Origin of the sequence: Pontiella sulfatireligans, from assembly GCF_900890705.1 — a bacterium.
Lineage (GTDB): Bacteria > Verrucomicrobiota > Kiritimatiellia > Kiritimatiellales > Pontiellaceae > Pontiella > Pontiella sulfatireligans.
In genome coordinates this window covers 2100235-2121509 of the sequence record NZ_CAAHFH010000001.1, presented here as the reverse complement: position 1 = coordinate 2121509, position 21275 = coordinate 2100235, and the positions used below count along the sequence as shown (strand labels likewise).

The window sequence follows — 21275 nt, the reverse complement described above, 5'->3', positions numbered from 1 at the left end:
CATCTGCAAATTGAAAATAGTTCCGTGCGATTTTTGTCATACTGTAGGTCGGTTTGGCGTTTACGTATATATATGCTGAATCGTTTTTCGAGAAGGGACTGGATCAGCTTGGTCTCTATGCAAATGAAGTTTTTAGTAATTATATAGGAAAGAAATATGAAGATAAACTTGATGTTATTCGCGGGGCTGCTGGCTACCATCGGTGCACTCACGGTTTCCGGGGAAGAACATCTGGATCGTTCCTGGGCGGATCGCCTGGAATATGTCGGGGTTGCGGTTGAGGAACCGGACTATCATGTTTGGGGGTCGAGCCCGGTTATCGGGCCGGAAGGAAAGACGCATCTCTTTGTTGCACGCTGGCCCCTCAAGGAACAATTCAAGGCCTGGTTAACCCATTGCGAAATTGCCCGCTATGTGAGTGACAGTCCGGAAGGCCCTTTTGTATTCCAGGAGGTGGTGGTGAAGGGGAGCGGGGAAAAAGGAGCCTGGGATTTCCAGTCGCCGCATAATCCCACGATACAGAAAGTGGCCGGCCGCTATGTGCTCACCTACATCGCCAATGCCGGCGGAGTGAAAAGTGAACAGGTTGCATCGCAGCGGATCGGAATGATGATTGCCGATCGTCCCGAAGGCCCCTGGAAAAAGGCGGGGGATAACGGGATGATTCTTGCGCCTCCGACCGACCCTTCCATCTGGAGTTATCAATCAACGGTCGGGGTGAATAATCCCGCGCTCTTAGCACATCCTGACGGTCGTTTTTTGCTGTATTACAAGGCGATGGTAAAAGGTGATGTTCGTCGTATGGGTGTTGCGGTTGCTGATCAGGTTGACGGACCCTATAAATTTATGCCTGAACCGTTGACGAGCAACTCAACGACGATTGAGGATGGGTATGCCTTTTGTGAGAATGGAAAGGTCTATCTTCTGACCACGCACAACAAAGCAGGAACCGGCTATCTCTGGCCATCGGACGATGGAATTCATTTTTCTGAGCCCATGCTGGGTTACGATAAAATGAGTCAGTATCTGGATGCGCCGTTGCTTGCCAAAGCCAAGGTGCTGCGCAGTAAGAAGATGGAGCGTCCGCAGGTGCTTCTGCAGGATGGACACCCGACGTATCTCTATGTTGCATCGGGCGTAAATCTGAATGGTGGAAGGGGCAGTCACTCCTGCCTTTTTCGAATCAAAAGCCCGAATAAGTCCCGCTCCGGTTCAAAGTAGATGCCAATGAAACGACAGCACCTTAGGTTGGAGAATTAGATGCATTTTTTTAATATAGAAACGGGCCGAAAGAGAGCCGTCATGATGTTGATTTTATGGGTTTCATTGCAATCCATTTCTCATGCAAAACATTATAAGGTTTATCTGATCGGAGGGCAGTCCAACGCAACGGGGCGGGGCGATGCCGCCGAGCTGTCGGCCGGACTACAGGCAGCCCAGACCAATGTGCAGTTCTACTATCACAAGACGCTGGCTGGAGCTGATAACAATATGTTGCCTGAAGACGCGTGGATTGATCTGGCGCCGGGATCGGGGCATGGAAAAAATAGTCCGCCGGCGACACCCGGTGTGATTGAGTTTGGGCCGGAGGTAACATTCGGGCATGACCTTGCCTCCGCTTTTCCATCGAAGAATATTGCGATCATTAAATATTCATACGGCGGAAGCAACCTGCACTCGCAGTGGTCCGAGACGGGCGACCTTTATGCGATTTTTTTGACGACAGTCGACGAGGGGCTTGCCGCGCTGACCGCCGCCGGGCACACCTATGAGTTGACCGGCATGATCTGGCAGCAGGGCGAGGCGGACACCGGCGCGAGCTATGCACCTTTATATGAAGCAAACCTAACCGACCTGATTGCCCGCGTCCGCACCGATGTCTTCGGCGGGCTGAACCTCCCATTTGTCATCGGTGGCCTCTCTTTCAACCAGTATTCGGATATTACAAATCCATCCACCGGTGCCTACACGGTGCGGCTTGCGCAGGAAACCGTCGCCGCGAATGTGGATAGTGCCGGGTTTGCCGATGCAGACGACTGCGACACGTACGACGACTATAACATCCATTTGTCCGGGTTGGGGCAGGCGGTGCTCGGATCAGTCCACGCGGCGGAAATGATTGAGCTGGAGGCATTGGATCTGGATTCCGACGGCCTGTCGGCTGATCAGGAAATCGCGTTGGGAACGGATCCTGCAAATCCGGATTCTGACGAAGATGGCCAGAAGGATGGGGTTGAGTTCCGAGCCGGAACCAGCCCGACCGATTCAAATTCATTTTTCCGGGTAACCGGCATCGTTGCATCAACCAATAACGTTACGCTCACATGGCCCAGTAAGTCAGGGAATTCATACCGAGTGGAATACAGTACTAATCTATTGGAGTGGGCCGATACCGTATTGGATTATCCGGCATCGACTGTGGACTCAAATACCGTGTGGTCGAGCGCGGATGTCGGCGCAGAACCCAGCGGCACGAATATTTTAGCGTTATACGATGCCCAGACCGCAAACAACGGCGATTTTAATACCGACGCCTTCGATTCCGTGGATACGGAAAGCGGCACCACGGCAACGCGTCTGGCACAGGGCGGATCGTTATCCGGCGGCGGCTCAGCTGCATTCGTGCTGGCGAATGCGTTGTTTAATACCAGTGCCTCCGGTTCGCCCGGCTTCAATTTGGCGGACGTCAATCTCGCCAGCCAGAGCGCGGCGGCAGCGGCGGGCGACTGGTTCTCCTTTACGCTCCAATCGAACGATGAAACCGTTGACTATGCATCACTCTCGTTCTATGCGGACCAGCATTTAAGCGGCGCCAAGGTGGATGTCAGCTATACCGTAGGTGGAACCGAAACATTTGTTCTCCAGAGCTATGAACCCGTGGGCGCGAATGCCTCCGTCGCTTTGGTGGAGGTTGACTTTGCCAACTTTTCCAGCAGCGAGAATGTCATCTGGACCTTTTATCTGTATGGAGCGCCGACCACCGCCAATGGGACCCGCTTCGACGACATCACGCTGCGCGGCGCAGCAATCGCCCCTCCGAGCAGTGTCATTGCGCTCTACGATGCTCAGACCGGGATCAACGGCGACTTCAACACAACCGCGTTCGACTCCGTCGATGCTGAAGCCAGCACCACGGCAAGCCGGTTGTCGCAGGGCGGGTCATTGACCGGTGGCGGTCAGGATCTGTTTGTATTGTCGCACAGCATTTACGACAATACCGCATCCGGCTCGCACGGGTTCAACCTGGCTGGATCGACCATGGCAAGCCAGAGCGCGGCCTCAACAGCAGGCGATTGGTTCTCCTTTGCCGTCGAACCGAATGGAAACACGGTCGATTACCAAAGGATCACGTTTTATACGGATCAATGGGGAAGCGGCGGAAAGTTGGATATCAGCTATACCATCGGGGCGACCGAGACATTCATCCTCCAGGGGTATGTCATGCTGGAAGGCAATGTTCCCCTGGAGTATGACGAAGTGGACTTTGTTGATTTTTCCAGCGACCAGAATGTGGTCTGGACCTTTTATCTTTATGGAGCAGCGGCTGAGCTTAATGGAAACCGCTTCGACGACATCACGCTCTATGGGGCGTCGGGGGAGATTGAAAATACGGATCGTCCTGCATCTGTCTTCTATCGGGTTAATCTGCAATAGCTGGAAAGTTTTTAGAAAGGGCTTCCTATATTCATTGCCACTAAAGTTTACGAAGAGCCTAAGAGTAAGAATAAAAAATGAATGAACAGATAAGGAGTTTGAGATGAAGCGATTGATGTGCATCATTCTGTTGATCGGTTGCTTGGTGCAGGCAAAGCAGCCGAATGTACTTTGGTTGACGTTTGAAGATACGAGTGCCTATGAGTTCGGGTGCTATGGCAATCCGAACGTTTTAACGCCGACCGTGGATGGCCTCGCGAAAAGGGGTATCCAGTTCATGAATGCCTATTCGTCCGCACCGTATTGTTCTCCGGCCCGGTCGACCCTGATTACGGGCTGCTATGCAACGACGTATGGCATGGATAACCACCGACATCGGTGGGATACGCCGGCCGGCATTTTTTATCCGGAGCTGATGCGCAAGGCCGGTTACTACTGCACCAATAATTCGAAAACGGATTACAACACCACGCGCAATCATAAAGCGATGTGGAACGAGTGTGGAGGCCAGGCGACCTATAACAGCCCGAAGCGCAAGACGGATCAGCCGTTTTTTGCCGTTTTCAACGCCAATATCACGCACATGAGCCGCCTCACGAGTGTGACTCTGGAAGGCCGTCGCGACTTTTCAAAAGAAGGGCTTGATCCGGCAAAATTACAATTGCCGCCGCATATTCCAGACCTGAAAGAAACGCGGTCTGATTATGCCTTCCATCTTGAAGGCGTTCAGGACGTCGATAAATGGGTCGGGCTTTTCCTGAAGGATCTGGAGCAGCGCGGGCTTGCGGACGACACCATTATCTTTGTCTATTCCGATCACGGCGGCTGTCAGCCGCGCGGCAAAGGCTTCCCTTTTGATTCCGGCTTGCACGTTCCGATGGTTGTACACCTGCCGAAAAAATATGAATATTTATCGCACATGAAGCCCGGCATGCAGTCCGATCGACTGGTGGGCTTTGTGGACTTTGCTCCGACCCTATTGAGTCTGGTTGGTGTAGAACCGCCGGAATTCATGCAGGGCAAAGCCTTTATGGGGCCGTACGAAACCGCGCCTCGGACGCTGCAGTTTGCCTTCCGGACGAATCAGGAAAAACACTACGATCCCTGTCGCGCGGTCACGGACGGGCGCTGGAAATATATCCGTTCGTATCTGCCGAATAAGCCGTTTTGCCTGCGCAATGCGTTCCAATGGCAAATGCCTTCAAACCTCGGTTGGGATCAATATGCACTCGATCACCGCACGCCGGAAGCCGGACCGGCTAATCCCGCGTGGATGCAGCCGTATCAGTCAAAGGCTCCGGAAATGCTGTTCGATTTAAAAGTCGATCCGTTCGAATTGAACAACCTGGCTGACGATTCCGACTATTTCCAAACCTTGGAAAAAATGCGCGCGGCCGTTTCAGCACATATCCGCGAAAGCGGGGATCTCGGGTTTTTTCCGCCGACGACCAAGGTGAAACAACCGGGAGTCGCTTTGTATGATTGGGTGCGAGACACGAATTATGATTTAAATCGGTTGCACGAGGCCGCCGAAACCGCATCGGTTCCGGATGCTGGAAATCGAAATATTTTAATTTCCTATTTAGGCGATGTTCACCCGGAAGTTCGTTTCTGGGGGGCTTCTGGTTTGGGCCTGCTGGCCTCGCAGGGCCTGTTGGGTGCGTGTCCGGCAGAACTACGCACGGCTGTTGCTGATCCCGATCCCGCGGTGGCGGCGGCCGCGGCCGAGGCGTGTTGTTGCGCAGGAGCGTTTCCGTTTGGTATCGATCCGTTGATTCAAGGGCTGGAAACCATGAAAGGGGAGCAAAAAGATCCCTTCTACTCCGCCCTGGAAACGCTTTCATGGAACCCATCCATGCGCGAGAGGCTTCGGGATCATCTGGATCGCATTGTGGCCGCCGGAGGGTTCCCCGCAAGATCACTGAGTATTAATCTAAGTAATAAACCTGCTGGCAGCCTGTTTAATCCGCAGGCCCGTAAAAAGGGCATCCAGGTCAACAAGGATCGCCGGAAACTCAACCCCACTCCATAGCACCTGAGCGTTGCCCGATGACGCTGATGTCACTTTGCTTGTCTATTCGGCGTTAATGAGAATGTGCGGGCCACTAGCGCGCGATAATTTTGTATTTAACGACTTGGAGTAGTGGAATGAAATTCAAGATTTTGCTGTTTTTTGGGTGTGCGCTTTCCATGCTTAGCATGGCGGAGCCCTGTGAATTTGAGTTTGAATATGTGGGTAAGGCGGTGGAAACGGAAGGCATGCATGTCTGGGGTTCTTCGCCCGTAATCGGCCCGGAAGGGAAGGTGCATCTCTATGTGGCCCGTTGGCCAACGGCGACGCGGAAGGATTTTAACGGGTGGTATCGGGAGTGCGAGATTGCGCACTATGTGGGCGATAAGCCGGAAGGGCCTTTTGAATTTGTCCGGGTAGCCGTGCCCGATCAAGACGGAAAGTTTAACTCGCCGCATAATCCATCGATCAAAAAAATCGATGGGAAATATGTGCTCTGCTTTATCGTCAATGAAAACAACGACCTGAAAACACAGCGCATTGTTATGTATGTCGCCGACGACCTGAATGATGACTGGAAACCGGCTGCCGGAGCCGAGGCCGACGGAACCATGGCGCGGAAGTCCACCGAGCCTACGGATTGGAATTATACCGCCCGGCTTGGTGTTTCAAATCCTTCGTTGATCAAGCACGACGGGCAATATTTGCTGTACGTTAAATCTGTGGTCTTCCCATGGCCCAATTCAAAAAAACGAAAATATATGTATGGCGTTATGGTCTCCGATAGCCTCGAAGGGCCTTACAAGCATCACCCGAAATATGTTACTCCGGGCACCATGCCACTCGAAGACGCCAATGCGTTCAGCCTGGACGGTTCGGTCTACATGCTCAGCCGCGACTTTGGCGCTTCAAAAGGGTCCAGCGGCGGTGGACTGTTGTGGAAATCGAAGGATGGATTCCATTTTGATAAAAAAGACGTCACGCGCGCCTATGAAGACCTGGCGCACTATGTGGGCGAAGAGTCTTTGCATAATGCCACTGCATACCGGGGAAAGCGCGATGGCCATATGGAACGCGCGCAGGTATTGGCCATTGACGGCGAGCCCGCCTATCTCTATATGGCGACCGGAGTCAACACAACGCCCGACCACGGCAGCTGCTCGCACGTATTCCGGATGAAAACGCGCGGAGAATGATCAAAACGGTCGATATGCGGTAGGTATGTTCCGCATTCCATGTGCGCAAGCGTCTCGAAGGTCCATCCCGACCTTCCAGCCATTGGGATTTTACAACCTCTGGAATTTTCCATGCATTGGAATCTTCCAGACATTGGAAGTGTTGGTGGGATTGTAGACCTGTGGTTGTCTTGCGCAGGCTCAGACTCGCTCCGCGTCGTGTTAATGGCTCCAATTTAGGGTCTTTTGCACAAGAATGCGGCACAATGTACCGCCCGCATCTTGCGGGCTTCATGAAGCCGCCAAGATGGCGGCGATACGGTTTGCCTGCTCCTCGCAGAGAAAATATGGTTTATTCGGGAGCTAGCCTATACGGGACAAGCAATACGTAATACGCAGTACGAAAAAAATAATCATTTTCGTGTCACCATCCTGAATCTTCCGGCGTTAAAGGTGTGTTGAAGGAGGCTCTCTTAGAGGCAAATAATACCTTTTTGCTGGGGTTTCTGGATATTTTATATTCAAAATTGAAACGAATAGGAGAAGAGGATGACTAAAAAAATTATGACACTCGTCGCTGGCTTGCTGGTTTTCGGCATGACGGTAAATGCGCAAACCACCCAAACCTGGGATCCGGACGGTAACGGCACCAGCGATGGCGGTAACGGCACGTGGGCTACCTCCGCGAACAACTGGATTACGGCTTCTCCCTGGGTCAACGGCAACAACGCCATTTTCGGTGATTCCGGTGCAAACTACACCGTCAATATTGCGGATGGTGGTGTGACGGTGGGCGATCTGACCTATTCTGGATCCAACAAGCTACAGCTTAAGTCGGTAACCGACAATCTCGGTAGAATTACCATCAAGTCCGGTGGAGCGACATGGAATACGGGTGGCGGCGAGATCGAATTTCTCAACAACCAGCTCAACGATACTCCGCTTTCGATCAGTAGTGGCGACACATTGACCATTGCCGGCGGCGGTGTATTTGATGCGGGCGAAAAAAATAACGGTGCCGACTGGGTAGCTGCCGGAGCGACCCTTGACTTGACGTCTGCGACAACCGTGCGTGGGAATGCTGTAAACATCGGCAAGTTCGAAGCGGTAAATCTCGCTGGTGGCAGTACCTACATCAACGAGCGCAACGCAAATCAAACATTAGGTGTTAAATGGGGACTGGGTTCGGGTGTGGTATCTTTCGGCTCGCGTTATTCAAGGCAGGCCATATACAACGATGTGGTTAGCGGAGTTGGAACACTGGAAGTGAAATACAATTCCTTTAATGAGACCGCACAGGATTATTCAGTGGCTTTGAATGCGGCCAATACCTTTACCGGCGGTGTGATCGTTGACGGAACCGCCGCGACTACGATTCTTCAGATTAACCAGGAAAACCGTCTGGGTGCGACCCCCGGTTCTTTTGATGCGGACAACATCACACTCCGTAACGGGGGATATCTTAGAATCAACCAGGGTGGAGGCGGAATGACGCTCAATGCCAACCGTGGAATCACCCTTGACGGTGGCGGAGGGATCATCAACGGTAGCGGTCCCCATACCCTCAACGGCGCGATCACAGGTACAGGCGGGCTTGAGATCGGACGCGCTGGCGATAATTTCGGTAATACCATCACGTTTAACTCGGCTGCCAGCGACTACACAGGCGAGACGAAGATCACACGAGGTAAAATCATCCTGGGAACTGATAACGCCCTTTCTTCGGAAACTGTTGTGGCTGTGTCGGGATCAAGTGCCTCAACATCGGCACTTGTGATGAACGGGAAGGACGTGACCATTGCGGGCTTGAGATCTGAAGGCACAAACACTCGACAGCTCGAAAATGACGGTGGTTCGGCTTCCACGCTTACGCTTAATGTCGGCACCGGTGAAAGTTATACGTACGGTGCAAACTTAACGGGTGCCGATGCAATTAACATCGTTAAAACCGGTGATGGAACGCAGACATTCAACCGGGCTGGCGGATTTTCCACCGACGTCGGAACCATTGAGGTTAATGGCGGCTTGCTGGTTTGGAATGTGCTCGGCGGCGGTGCAACCTCCGTCGGAACCGGCGGCACGTTGGGTGGGTCGGGAACATTTGACGGCGCGGTAACGGTGGCCGGCAACCTGAACCCCGGCAACAGCCCGGGAACCCTGACCTTCAACGATGCCCTGACGCTGGAATCCACCGCAACTACAACGCTTGAACTAACCGGACTTCTTGCAGGCGAGTTTGATGTTCTGGCCAACGACGGCGGGGACACCTTGACGCTCGACGGCATCCTTGCCTTCGACACTACGGGGTACACCGCTGTATTGGGCGACAGCTTTCTTGTTTTTGATAACTGGGGCACTATTGCTGGAAGCTTTAGCAGCATTACCGGAACCGATCTGGGTGGCGGATTGAGCCTTGAATTGGCAGGAAGCACGGTCTCGGTCATTCCGGAACCGGCGACGTTGGGTCTGGTGCTTGCCCTTGGCGGAGGACTGCTCTGGATCCGCCGCGTGTTCATGGTTTAAGCTGAACTTGCTTTAAAATACTGGAGGGGCGGTTTTCTGCCCCTCTTTTTTTCTGCCTGCAAATGGATAATGCCAAACTTGAAAACTTATCAGCGAGTAATGTTTTCATAGAACCCACACTACAACAACGCTGCGCATTGTAGAGTCGGCTCTATGAGCCGAAATAAATGCCGGAAGGTTTAGGCTTGGTATAAATAGGAAAGGTCATATGAAAGTTCCACATATTTTGATGATGGCTTTGAGTGGACTGCTCGCCGGGGCGAATGCCGAGTTCGTTGTCAATGGCGATTTCGAGGCGGATGATATCACTGCCAATAATACCGTCACGAACATCACGGGGTGGACGGGGAACGAAACCGGCGGTGCCCTGAGAATGGATTACAATATAAGCGAGATTCCGGAAAATCCGAATCAGGTCGTTCGGATGACCGGCAACAAATGGATACGGCAGGATGTCAGCGGTTCATGGAGCTCCAACGATGTATTCACCTTTTCATTCAATGCCTGTGAGGTGTCGTGGAAATCCGGCGTCGCTGGAAACGCAGTGTGGGCCATGCTTAGAAATCCTGCGAATGACACCAAATATTTTTCCACGAAGGTTGTTCTTGATGGTACGCATGGCGGAAGTGGTGTCACGTACGCGGAGTGGCAGACCAACCAGACCTTCAGCTTCGAAATTCCCGCATATGCACTCATTGACGGAACCGCAACAGGCTCTGAGGGGAATGCCACGGAAGGTCAGGATCTAAGACTCTATTTTTATACAACCACGGATGCTGATTCGATCAACTGGGTTGACCACATTTCGCTGACCGCTGTGTATGGTGGCCCGCCTCCGCCGCTGAAGCTGGCTTCGCCGTTTCAGGATGGCATGGTGTTGCAGCGCGGTAAGCCGGTCAAGGTCTGGGGAACGGCTGATCCGACAAATCTGGTGACCGTTTCGATCAACGGAACGAACGCTGCCGCGATGTCGGATATTGATGGCAACTGGAAGGTTGAGCTGCCTGCCTTGTCTGCTGGCGGGCCGTATGAGCTGATGACGGTCAGCGGCAGCCAGACCAATACCCTGACCGATGTGCTGGTCGGCGATGTCTGGATCGCCTTTGGACAGTCCAACATGATTCGCCCTCTGAGCGAAATGACCAACAAACAGACCTACATCGATGATATTACCACCAACCGCATGATCCGCTGCCTGGAGATTGCCCAGGATGCGGCCCTGACGCCGCAGGAGAGCGGTTCGATGACCTGGCGCGACAATTCCAATCCCGGAGGCTGGAGCTCGGTTGCGGCCGTATTTGCCCATCAGATGCACGAGGGCAGCGGTGTGCCGACTGCGGTTATCTGGGCGGCGTGGGGCAGCTCCTCCATCGAAGGTTGGATGCCGATCCAGATGGCCGATGACTTCCCGCACTTTGATGCGATGATGGATCATTATCAAAGCATCGGTGAGTACAACGATGGCGTCACCACCTCGTCGATGTTGCCGGGTGGCTATGCCACGAATCTGGAAGGGATCGAAGCTATGATAAATGGCTCGGAAGCATGGAATGATGTCTTCATCCGCACGCGCCCGAACATCATCTACAACCAGCGGATTCATCCGCTGCTGAACTTCGGCATTTCCGGGTTTGTCTGGTATCAGGGCGAGGCGAACGCCGGTACTCCGGAGAACGTCGCCCAATACGGTTTCACGCTTCCCGCCTTTGTATCGGAATACCGCGAACTGTTCGACCAAGGCGACCTGCCGTTCCTTGGCGTGCAGCTGCCGTCGTATAACAGTACCTATTGGGCATGGTTCCGCGAGTCACAGAGTCGGGCCACGGCGCTGAGTAACGCCTATGTGGCCGTGACCATCGATACAGGGCTGGTGAACAATATACACCCTTACGACAAGGAGCCGATCGGCCAGCGCCTGGCGTTGCTGGGGCGGAAATATGCGCTTGGCGAGGACCTTGTGGCACACGGCCCAACCTTTGAGTCGATGAGCATCAGCGGCAATGAAGCGACCATCACCTTCAGCCAGGCTGACGGACTGACGACGGATGATTCGGCGGCTCCTGCAGTATTTGAGCTGGCCGGTTCGGACAAGGTCTGGCATGCAGCGACCAGTTCTTCGATTAGCGGTACGAATGTGATTATCAGTTCAAGTTCGGAACCTGCGCCGGTGGCGGTTCGCTATGCTTGGTCGCCCGCACCGGTGAACACGGTAAACCTCGTTAACAGCGATGGCTTGCCCTCCGCGCCGTTCCGTACGGATGACTGGCCTGCGACGGGGCTCGGTGCTCAGGCTCCGATGGCCGTGAAAGATGCCTATGGAATTCTTGAGGGCGAAACGCTGGCGGTGCCGGCGGCGGACGGTGTATTGGAAAACGACATGGACCTGAACTACGATGCGCTCTCGGCTTCGCTGGTTGCCGACGTGGCGTACGGCACGTTGGCTTTGTTGGGCGACGGTTCGTTCACCTACACGCCTGTTACAGGTTTTACCGGTAACGACTATTTTACCTATGCGGCGTCGGATGGCGTCCTCTCCAATGAAGCGGCGGTCACGATTTCGGTAAGCCCAACCAATGAACCGACGAGCTTTGTGGATTCGTTCGACAACGATGGACTCGGCTTGAACCTCGGCGAGGGCGGGGGCATGGTGAATCATACGATTGCCACCTCTTTCTTTTCGGATGACGGGAACTTAACCGCTTCGGGATCCGGTAATGGTACGCACCGGGCATCGGTCTACACGGCCAATGCATTTACGTTCACCAACGGATTCAGTTTAGATGTGACGTATGATATTGGCGTCGTAAATACGGAGATCGCCGATTCAGGCTCGTTTGGCTTGATGCATACCACCTCGCACCTCGACGGCCTGTTTATCGGGGACAATATCCTGGAAGGCATTGGCATGAGCCTGACCACCCGTCCAACCGGTGGCGATGGCTCGCAACAGGGGCTGAACCAGTTTTCCGGATTCGTTGGCTCCAGAACAAATCTAAGCAATGCGCAGATTGTGACCGCCGGAACGAACAAGACCTTTAACCTGACCGTTTTGGCCGATGGAAGTTTTACCTACAGCATCGACGGTGCGCCGGCCACGGCAGGAACGACCACGCTGGATCTGACGAAGGATTATCATTTTGCCGCCTACACGCAGCGGGATGCGCAGTTTGCGATCCAAAGCGTTTCGCTCGTGCCCATTGTGCCGGTCACGGAAATCGGCAATGTCGATTTTGAGATTCAGCCGGGAGGAACCGAGCTGGGCTTCAGCTGGTATGGCCAGATTGGTGCGACCTACGTCCTTGAAGCAACGGAAGATTTGGTGGATGGCCCGTGGCTAATGGTCACTAATATTCCAGGCTCTGGAGCGCCCATTTCAGTTACGGAAGAAATGGACAAGACCAACGCCTTCTACCGGGTCTATCTGGCCGAGTGATGAATGTTGAATGTCGAACAAGGAGAACTATTATGCCGATTCAAAATATAAACCGTCGATCGCTCCTGTGCAGCGGAGCCGCAACCACCGCAGCTTTGGCCGTGTCGCCGTCGGTGTTTGGGGACAGCGCGGTTCCCAGCTATTTGAAGGACTACGCGGCGCTGTATAAAAAAGATCCGCGTGCCGCTGCTCTGCAATATTTCAAAGAAGCAAAATTCGGTCTGTTTATTCATTACGGTCTATATTCACTGCTGGGCCGGGGAGAGTGGGTGCAGTTGCAGGGTAAAATTCCTGTTCGGGAGTATGCAAAACTGGAAAACGACTTCACGGCGAAAAACTTCGATGCCGATTTCATCACCGATATGGCGCTCGAAGCCGGGATGAAATATGTCAACATCACGACCCGGCACCATGACAGCTTCTGTCTCTTCGAATCCAAGTACACGGACTTCACGAGCACCAACTCACCGGCCAAACGGGATCTCGTTGCGGAGCTGGCCGAAGAGTGCCGGAAGAAGGGGCTCGGGTTTTACCTCTACTACTCACACGGTCGCGACTGGCGCCATCCACATGCGCCCAACAACGGGGACTGGGGAGGCAACGCCCGGCCGAAATATGATTCTCCAGAACCGTTCTATAAATACGGCGAGGATCAGGACCTCCAGATTTATGTAGAGTTCATGAAAAACCAGATTACCGAGCTGCTGACCAACTACGGCCCGGTCGGCGGCATCTGGCTTGACGGGGTTGCAACCCCCGCATCCCGCAAAGGAAAGCTGCATCTGTTCGAAACTCAGGAGCTCTACGACCATATCCATTCGTTGCAGCCTCAGGTTCTGGTTTCCTATAAACAGGGTCTGATCGGCACCGAGGACTTCAAAGCCCCCGAACGTCATTTTAAGGGAACATCTGATGTTCCCCTGGAATTCTGCGATACGCTGCAACCTTGGAAATGGGGATACGACAAAAGTTTGGACGGGAAGCATAAGACGGCGGATCAGGTCATGGAAATGCTCAGCAAGGCAAACAAAATGGATGCCAACCTGCTGCTCAATGTCGGCCCGCTGCCGGACGGCTCCATCCATCCGGAAGATGTGAAGACGCTGGCTGAAGTCGGCAGAAAGCTCAAGGCCTAGGCATGCACCTTCGATATCGTGCTGTGCTGACCGTATTGTTCGGCTTATTGGCCCACAGCGGAGTCTGCGCCAAAGCCCGGCCGAATATTCTCTTTCTGTTGGCCGACGACCAACGGGAAGGAACGCTGAGCATCGATGGGCATCCGGTGATCAAAACCCCGAACCTCGACCGTTTGGCCGGGGAGGGGCTTAATGGGAGGGAGGTTAAGCATTTTTTTACTCCCTTTGGCCGTACTGTTGCGCGAGTATTTCGTACTCAACGCTTAGGAATTTCGCTGTTTCAACCTCCGTTAGCATTTCAGCTCCTTTTTGAACGGAAAATTCCGACGGAGGCGTGCGGCAAATCCGTGGCTCTGCCCGCCATGGCTTATAGATGAACCAGCAGCCTCTGATTGCCCTCAGGCTCGAATCCATCTTTTTCCTGATCCCGCGCCGCGGCCCCAGGGCGGCTTGAAGGAAGGTATGAACCAGCTCTATGCATAATGTGAAGCAGTGTAGCTTTATCCCTGCCTTTTCAGGAAGAAGGCTGGGGCGTCTGATTCTGTTCCTGAGTGCCGCCGACAGATTGAACAGTACGATCGCAGCAAACAGAAGCTGTTCAATTCGCAGGAGCTTTCGTTTGCGGATTCTCTCAATCCCGATCCTTGTCTTCAGGTGACGGAAGGCGAGTTCGACGCAATAGCGCTGCAGGTATAGCTTCGTCACTTCCCGCCACCCGAAGACAACTTCGTCAATCAAGGTGGTAATCAATACTTGCGAACGGAGCTTGGAGGTGCCGCGCGTTCGGATCAGGCGCACCTTTATGCACGTCCCCAAAAGATGATGGTGGCCTGGATAGTTGGCCAAATGGATTTTGCTCAGCTTGATGCCGATGACAGCGGAGCGCTTTTTTGCCTTGAGGAACTTCTTTGCAAGTGCGCAGTTCTTGAGCGGCATCAGCAATTCATGGTTCTTATCCATGCTGATCGCGATGAATGCCATGCCGTTGTACCCTGCATCGGCCATGTACAGGGATCGGGTCGCATTCGAACCCATATGCCCAATGGCAATGGCTCGTTCCGGGGTGTTGCAGTGCTCGAACCTGAAATCCTCGAACGTACCGGTGGATAACTCATAGAAGCCGAGTGCTTGGGACTGGACATAATGACCCTGCCCCGCTCCGTATTTATCCCTTGTCGGCTGTGTATCGGCGAACGAAACCTTGGTTCCGTCAGGTATCAGGACCTTTAGGCCATGGAATGTGCGGCCGTTCGTTCCATATTCATTCCGATGGCTATGCACGTGCAGTTGCCGCACGATATCGGCAGGCAGTTTGGCGCATGCCTCATCATTCGCTTCCCTTGCAGGAAGCATCCCGTCTCTCTCCCTGACAATGCCCAGTTCAAACAGTTTGGCGATCAGCCGGGCAACGCCGCACCCAAAGCCCTGCTGGGCATCGAGCACAAGGGAGAAAAGAACAACCTCCAGCGGGAAAACACGCGATCTGGAAAACGCCCTTTTTTTAGGGCCGTCATATCGAAGGTTTCTTTCGACACAAGCTCTCCGAAGCTTGCAAGGAGACGGTTGGACTTGTCGGTGTTAATCATCGTGGCCTCCCTTCTTGATCAATTTCATGTTTATCGTGCTCAGTTCGTTGTGCAGCAGCCTTATCCTTGCCCCCTGGGCCGCTGCCGCCTTGAATTGGTTTAGATGCGCCGCCGAGATGTAGGTAATCTTGTTTTTTCCCCTGATGCTATGGGAGAGGTAGTAGAACGGGCTCTCCTTGCCGCAGGTCTTTCGGGTCGTTTCAACAACCGACCCGTTCACCCAAAGCGGCGCTTCACCTATTTCCTTCAACAGCACATCGCGTCGTGTCCTCAATTTTTCGACTTCATCCATCCCCGCCGCGCTCCTTTTTTTGAATATGCGTATACGCATATCACACGGCGCAGAAAAAAACAACCTGCGTTCTGCGAAATCTTGACAGGATGGCGAGTTAAGGAGGCTGTTCCCTCTTCAGAAGAGGAGTTGCAACGTTCATTTATCGGTGCGTAGCGGTTGGCCGCAACTCAGCATCAAAATGCTTAACCTCCCACCCATTAGGGAGGGGCTGCGGTTTTCCAATGCCTATATTTCCAACCCGATTTGCATGCCCAGCCGTGTGTCGTTTCTGACGGGGCAATACGAACGGGTGCATGGCGTGGGGTTTTCATCCCGCCATGAGCTCTCCATGAAACAGTGGAAGCAAACCTATCCGCAGCTGCTGCGGAAGAACGGATATTTTACCGGCTTTATCGGCAAGCTGGGCGTCGATAAATATCCCTTCAAAAACGGCCGCGGCGGAGAAACCTTCGACTTCTGGTGCGCCCACGACGGGTGGGCCGCATTCTTTCCGAAAGGAAAGAAAAACTGCATTGCGTATGAAGGCCTGAAGGAAGACATCATCACCCCCATGATGGGCGAGGCCTTTGAAAATTTCCTTAATCAGAAGGATGCCGATAAACCCTTCTGCCTATCGGTCAGTTTTTCTGCGCCGCATGGATCGATTACCGGTTCCATGATTCCGTGGGAGCAGGGCAAAGGCCGCATGAAGCATCCGGCCAATGGAAACAAGAGGCTGGCCGGACATCCGATTTATGGCGACCTCTACCGTGATGTGAAGATTGAGCTTCCTGTAGAGACGGCTACAGACGCCGGACAATTTATACCGTCGGAACTGATGAAGCAGGACGGCCGGAAAAACACCTACTCCTTTAGCTATGACCTCAAGACCAGCTTGGAGCAGCATTACCGCTACTACCAGCTGATCACCGGAATCGACCACGTTGTCGGACGAATGATCCAAGGTCTGGAAAAACGCGGCCTGCTCGAAAACACGATCATCATATACTCCAGCGACCATGGGCTGCTGATGGGCGAATACGGAATGGGTGGGAAAGCGCTGGCCTATGACCTGACGGCCAAGGTGCCATTCATTCTGTACGATCCCAGCTTGCCGAAGGACCGTCGTGGCGAGGTACTCGACGCCTTGGTTATGAATGTAGATGTTGCCCCGACCATTCTGGACTATGCCGGCCTTCCTGAACTTGATTTTTGCCAAGGGAGGAGTCTCGTTCCGCTCGTTCAGAATCCCGATATTCCTTGGCGCGATTCCGTATTCATTGAAAACCTGTTTGTCGGACGCGACAACCCGTTCGTCGAAGCCGTTCGTTTCAAGAAGTGGAAATATGTCCGCTACTTCGATCATTCCAAAGGGTGGAACTACGACGATAAAGACGTCGACTTCCGTAATCAAACACCGGTCTTTGAACAACTGTTTGATCTGGAGCGCGATCCGGAAGAACGCGTTAATCTGATGGAAACCGGTGCGTTCCCGGAAACCCTCGAACAACTTCGAAAAAAATGCCGATCAGAATCAAAGGCCATGATCGAGTTCCGCAATGCGTTCCGAAAACGCATATCCTCGTTAAATTTGTCGCATCCTCACGGGATCTGGATGGGAAGGGGTAAGGTAGGGCCTTACCGCCGGGGCGTCCGTCCACACGAGTGGCTTTGCGACTGAGGGGCACATTCGGCGAACGCGCCCTACCATTGCAATGCGTCAAACTAAACCGGAAATGCTTCTAACACCGCAAATGAACGGCCAGAAGGCGTTCCTGTCTACAATTGCAGGGGTAGCTCCATATTTCCCGGTTTTGCGTCACCATTTGCACAAATTCAGCGTCACCTTGGGTTTGCAGTCGGCGTTTAAGGGATTGTGGAAGCTAAAAGAGGAAATGAATGAAATTTTGGAATATTAGAACCAAAATATCCGTAACATTGATCGCCATTGCGTTCTTTGCAATTAATGGCAGGGCGAAGGCTTCCAACCAGATTATCGCCGGGTGGCACGATTTTAATGACGGCTGGCAGTTGTATAGAGACTCAGGTTCTTCCAAATCGGCGGATGAGTTTTTGACCGGTATTTCGGCCACGCTTTACGGCGGGGACGGGACCCGCGATGCGTGGGGTTCAACCGACGGAACCTATGGGATCTCCAATGTGGTGGAAACGTCCGCGACAGACGGTGCAATGTCTCATCGCACAGACAAACCAAACATTTACCTTACGCTGGTGAACAATACAGGTTCAGATGCGGTGCTCGAGCAGGTGGTTTTTGATCTAGCCAGCGTTTCGCTGAATGCCCCCCAGGAGTTGATTCTTTATTACGACAGCGGCGATCTGGCGGTTGCCGATGACACCCAGATAAATTCCGCTGCGGGCGTCAACTCGAACGGGTTGGCCAATGTGAGCGACTATCAGGACTACAACTGGTCATTGTCTGGTCTCGCTGATCAGACGTTGGCGAGCGGTGAAACCGCCGCATTCCGTCTCTTTGTCACGAACGCCAATAACAATTTTCAGGCATTGGCTCTGGATAATATTGCGGTTCTGGGGCAGGGCACGCCGGGCGATCTGCTGCTGGCCGCCATGGCGGCACTGAAAAACCATATTACCGGAGCGAATACCCTGACGACCGCTCAAATCAAAACGCAGGCTGGAATTTTTGCCACGTATGCAGATGAGGTGGGGGACTCTGAAACCAATATTGTGCAGGCCCTCGATCTGGTTGAAACCTATGAGTCCGTTGCCGGGTATCTCTTTAACACCGGTGAATTTTCCCGCACGGATGCTTCAACTCCGGCGAAGGCGCTTCGTCTTGCAATGTTCGACGTTTACCAGGCCATACTTGACGATGTCTATAACGCCTCAAATCTGGTGGCTCACCGCAGCTTGCTGGACAATTACAAGTTTGAGTCTTCTGACTATTTCCCCGGCGCGGTCACCCCGCCCGCCGACTCCAATGCCGTCTATTCCGTGCAGATCAATGCTTCGCAGCCTGAGGCGTGGGGCTATGAGGTGTCGTTCCAGTTTGAAGCTGCGCGCCGTCCGACCGGGGCCTACCTGGCTCCCGGCAGCATCGCCACCGTAACGGTTCCGACCGCGCTCGTCGGCCAAGGATACGAGATCCGCGTCGGCGCTCATGTGGCCGATCTTAAGAACCGCCCGAATAACTACAAGCGGTTGAACCGGGTTTCGCTGACTTATCCGATCAACAGCACCACGGTCGAGATCGCCAGTCCATTTGGCGGGGGTATCTATATTGAAGTGCCGTACGGAATCGAGGAAAGGCTGGCAACAGTTGAGTTCAAGAATACGGTTCGTGCACCGTTTTATTCCAACTCCTCCACCCGCCAGACCACGCTTTCAGAATGGCAGAATGCGGAGCGCAGCCATCCCGGCGCGTGGGCGGACTTCGAGACGGACAAGTTCATGCTCACCGTGCCCACCGACTGGATTTATGCCTATGACGATCCTGTAACGCTGATGGCTGATTGGGACAAGGCGATGGATGCGTGTTCCGATATGCAGGGGCTGCCGCGCGTGCGCCCCAAAACCGTGCTTTACTGCATCATCGATGTTACGCTGGATGCCAACGTCTTTTCGCCTGGTTATCCACAGTCGAACGACAACTACAACCCCACTTCGTCGGCGGGTGGCAACAAGGATCACGACTATCTCAACGGGCCCAAGTTTGCGGGATATCACCACCTGCATGAGTTCGGGCATGCCGCCTATATCACCAAGTTTACCGGAGAATTGGAGTCGGCGGTCAATCTATTCTACGTCCCGGTGCATCATCGTATGTTCAATGTCTCCCTCGATGAAGCTTTCGGCCGTTCCATCGGAGACTATGGAAGCCGCACCATCGGCCGCGACCAGGCCGCTCTTGGGTGGATACTCTCTGAAAACTTCCAGACGGGATATCCGATGGACGGAACATCGACGACCAATAACCAGATGAAATACCAGCATCGCGGTTATGGAAAATATGTCGATATCGCTGGCATTTTCGGATGGGATGCATTGAGCAATTTCTGGCACTCGGTGGCGGTAGACGCTGAGAACGGGAAAACATATCCAAGAAATACCGATCCCGCCGACAGCCGCATCCTGCGTATGTCGAAGGCCGCCGGGGTGGACCTGACTCCTCTGATTCATTTCTGGGGCATTCACCCGGTTAATGCGTCCAACCTCAAGGCCGCCATCAACGCGGAAGGTCTGCCTAAATCTGCACTCATTTACGACCGCCTCGTGCGTTATCAAACGGTTGTTCCAATGGATGCGGCCGGATTTGAGGCTCATTATCAGAAATATAAATCCGGGATTAAGCAGAATACAGAAGGCGACCGCTATGAAGCCATGCGGACAGATTGGAATGCAACGCTCGGCGCATTGACCGTTTCCCGTGTGCAGGAAATCATCGATGAATATTTTCCCAATGGCCGCCCCGCCGCGGGAGAAGTCCAGTCTCTTCCTTATGCCGAAAGTTTTGAAACCGACCTCGGGGCATGGGTGCAATCGGTTGCAGATGATTTTGATTGGACATTGAACGGCGGATATACCGACACGACCAATACCGGCCCTAGCGGAGCCTCGGATGGCGGCCAGTATCTCTATCTGGAGGGACACGATAACGGTGTGCAGTACAAAACGGCTTCGGTGGAATGCCTGTTTGATCTCAGTGCGGTCGATCATGCGGAACTGACCTTTGATTATCACATGTACGGCGAATACATCGATTACCTGTCGGTCGATGTTTTCGATGGAGCCACTTGGACTTTCGATGTCTGGATTCGTACGAACCAACATCACTTCAGCAGCGAAGCTGCATGGTCAAATGCGGTGGTGGATCTGACCGCTTTCGTGGGGAACGACGAGGTAACCCTCCGTTTCCGGGGCAAGCAGAAGCAGTGGCATACCGCCGATACGGCCATTGACAACATTACCGTGACGGGCGCGGTATATACCCCCTTTGAGCAATGGACCGTAACCGCCTTTTCCAATGCCCCGCCCGGAACGGATCTAACCGCATCCGGCAACCCGGACGGCGACCGGTTCAACAACGAACATGAATGGGCCCTGGTCCTTGATCCCATGGTTGGTGATCGTCCTGCAATGAATATGATTTTTGATGATCCCAATTTCATCGTCACATACAACCGCAGATTGAACAGCGGAATTTCTGTTAGTGCAAGCTGGTCAGATTCGTTGGTGGATGCTGACTGGAGCACAGCCGGCATGATCGAAGTCTCCATTGGACAAAATGGAGATGTCGAGACCATGGCGGCTATTGTGTCGTTTTCAGGAACAAACCGGTTTGTCCGGATGGAAGTGCAGTAAGTGCCATCAGACAACCCTATTGATGGGTTTCGCGGGCGAAGAATATTTTTTTCACCTCCGTGTCACCATCCCGCCGTTGCAGGCGTTAGAGCTTATGTAGGTGGGAGTTTCGTTAGCCTTTAGAGCCGGAACTTCCAATA

General features: G+C 53.4%; 12 protein-coding genes. 9 read left to right on the top strand and 3 right to left on the bottom strand.

The annotated features are described in order from the left end of the window. The first annotated feature begins 156 nt into the window (after positions 1-156). The 7 genes from SCARR_RS07095 to SCARR_RS07065 all read left to right on the top strand — a co-directional run bounded on the left by SCARR_RS07095 (position 157) and on the right by SCARR_RS07065 (position 13932). Positions 157-1221, top strand: a complete 1065-nt coding sequence (locus SCARR_RS07095) for a glycoside hydrolase family protein (RefSeq protein ID WP_136060799.1) — start codon at positions 157-159, stop codon at positions 1219-1221. Positions 1222-1302: 81 nt separating this feature from the next. Continuing rightward, a complete protein-coding gene (locus SCARR_RS07090; protein ID WP_168433081.1) occupies positions 1303-3654 on the top strand; it encodes a sialate O-acetylesterase in 2352 nt (783 codons plus the stop codon). Between the two features lie 103 nt (positions 3655-3757). Next, entirely contained in the window at positions 3758-5686 is a 1929-nt protein-coding gene (locus tag SCARR_RS07085) for a sulfatase family protein (RefSeq protein ID WP_136060797.1), read from the top strand. 116 nt (positions 5687-5802) lie between these two features. Then, positions 5803-6861 carry a glycoside hydrolase family protein gene (locus tag SCARR_RS07080; protein WP_187356364.1) on the top strand — a complete coding sequence of 353 codons (1059 nt, stop codon included), beginning with the start codon at positions 5803-5805 and terminating at the stop codon, positions 6859-6861. A 528-nt stretch (positions 6862-7389) separates the two neighbouring features. After that, the gene (locus tag SCARR_RS07075; protein WP_136060796.1) at positions 7390-9363 is read left to right on the top strand and encodes a beta strand repeat-containing protein; all 1974 of its coding nucleotides are present in this window, start codon (positions 7390-7392) and stop codon (positions 9361-9363) included. Between the two features lie 208 nt (positions 9364-9571). Beyond that, positions 9572-12796 carry a sialate O-acetylesterase gene (locus tag SCARR_RS07070; RefSeq protein ID WP_136060795.1) on the top strand — a complete coding sequence of 1075 codons (3225 nt, stop codon included), beginning with the start codon at positions 9572-9574 and terminating at the stop codon, positions 12794-12796. Between the two features lie 32 nt (positions 12797-12828). After that, complete coding sequence (locus SCARR_RS07065) at positions 12829-13932, top strand: alpha-L-fucosidase (protein WP_136060794.1); 1104 nt, start codon at positions 12829-12831, stop codon at positions 13930-13932. Between the two features lie 216 nt (positions 13933-14148). Here the strand turns inward: SCARR_RS07065 and SCARR_RS07055 are convergent, their stop codons facing one another. Genes SCARR_RS07055 through SCARR_RS07045 form a run of 3 tightly spaced genes read right to left on the bottom strand, consistent with a single transcriptional unit; the run spans position 14149 to position 15810 of the window. Further along, complete coding sequence (locus SCARR_RS07055) at positions 14149-15375, bottom strand: transposase (protein ID WP_222846209.1); 1227 nt, start codon at positions 15373-15375, stop codon at positions 14149-14151. Next, on the bottom strand, positions 15330-15518 hold the full coding sequence (locus SCARR_RS07050; protein WP_136059844.1) for a hypothetical protein: 189 nt from the start codon (positions 15516-15518) through the stop codon (positions 15330-15332). The genes SCARR_RS07055 and SCARR_RS07050 overlap by 46 nt, the downstream gene beginning before the upstream one ends. Beyond that, positions 15511-15810, bottom strand: a complete 300-nt coding sequence (locus SCARR_RS07045; RefSeq protein ID WP_136059843.1) for a DUF6788 family protein — start codon at positions 15808-15810, stop codon at positions 15511-15513. The genes SCARR_RS07050 and SCARR_RS07045 overlap by 8 nt, the downstream gene beginning before the upstream one ends. 181 nt (positions 15811-15991) lie before the next feature. On the opposite strand from SCARR_RS07045, the gene SCARR_RS07040 reads away from it, so the two are divergent. Beyond that, entirely contained in the window at positions 15992-17473 is a 1482-nt protein-coding gene (locus SCARR_RS07040; protein ID WP_136060792.1) for a sulfatase-like hydrolase/transferase, read from the top strand. A 218-nt stretch (positions 17474-17691) separates the two neighbouring features. Next, on the top strand, positions 17692-21135 hold the full coding sequence (locus SCARR_RS07035; RefSeq protein ID WP_136060791.1) for a M60 family peptidase N-terminal accessory domain-containing protein: 3444 nt from the start codon (positions 17692-17694) through the stop codon (positions 21133-21135). Positions 21136-21275 lie beyond the last annotated feature (140 nt).

Excerpts from the sequence above, each read along its gene's own strand:
- SCARR_RS07085 (WP_136060797.1), top strand. The coding sequence starts at position 3,758 with ATGAAGCGATTGATGTGCATCATTCTGTTGATCGGTTGCTTGGTGCAG.
- SCARR_RS07035 (WP_136060791.1), top strand. The coding sequence starts at position 17,692 with ATGAAATTTTGGAATATTAGAACCAAAATATCCGTAACATTGATCGCC.
- SCARR_RS07080 (WP_187356364.1), top strand. The coding sequence starts at position 5,803 with ATGAAATTCAAGATTTTGCTGTTTTTTGGGTGTGCGCTTTCCATGCTT.
- SCARR_RS07050 (WP_136059844.1), bottom strand. The coding sequence starts at position 15,518 with ATGATTAACACCGACAAGTCCAACCGTCTCCTTGCAAGCTTCGGAGAG.
- SCARR_RS07040 (WP_136060792.1), top strand. The coding sequence starts at position 15,992 with ATGCTTAACCTCCCACCCATTAGGGAGGGGCTGCGGTTTTCCAATGCC.
- SCARR_RS07070 (WP_136060795.1), top strand. The coding sequence starts at position 9,572 with ATGAAAGTTCCACATATTTTGATGATGGCTTTGAGTGGACTGCTCGCC.
- SCARR_RS07075 (WP_136060796.1), top strand. The coding sequence starts at position 7,390 with ATGACTAAAAAAATTATGACACTCGTCGCTGGCTTGCTGGTTTTCGGC.
- SCARR_RS07065 (WP_136060794.1), top strand. The coding sequence starts at position 12,829 with ATGCCGATTCAAAATATAAACCGTCGATCGCTCCTGTGCAGCGGAGCC.
- SCARR_RS07095 (WP_136060799.1), top strand. The coding sequence starts at position 157 with ATGAAGATAAACTTGATGTTATTCGCGGGGCTGCTGGCTACCATCGGT.
- SCARR_RS07090 (WP_168433081.1), top strand. The coding sequence starts at position 1,303 with ATGATGTTGATTTTATGGGTTTCATTGCAATCCATTTCTCATGCAAAA.
- SCARR_RS07045 (WP_136059843.1), bottom strand. The coding sequence starts at position 15,810 with ATGGATGAAGTCGAAAAATTGAGGACACGACGCGATGTGCTGTTGAAG.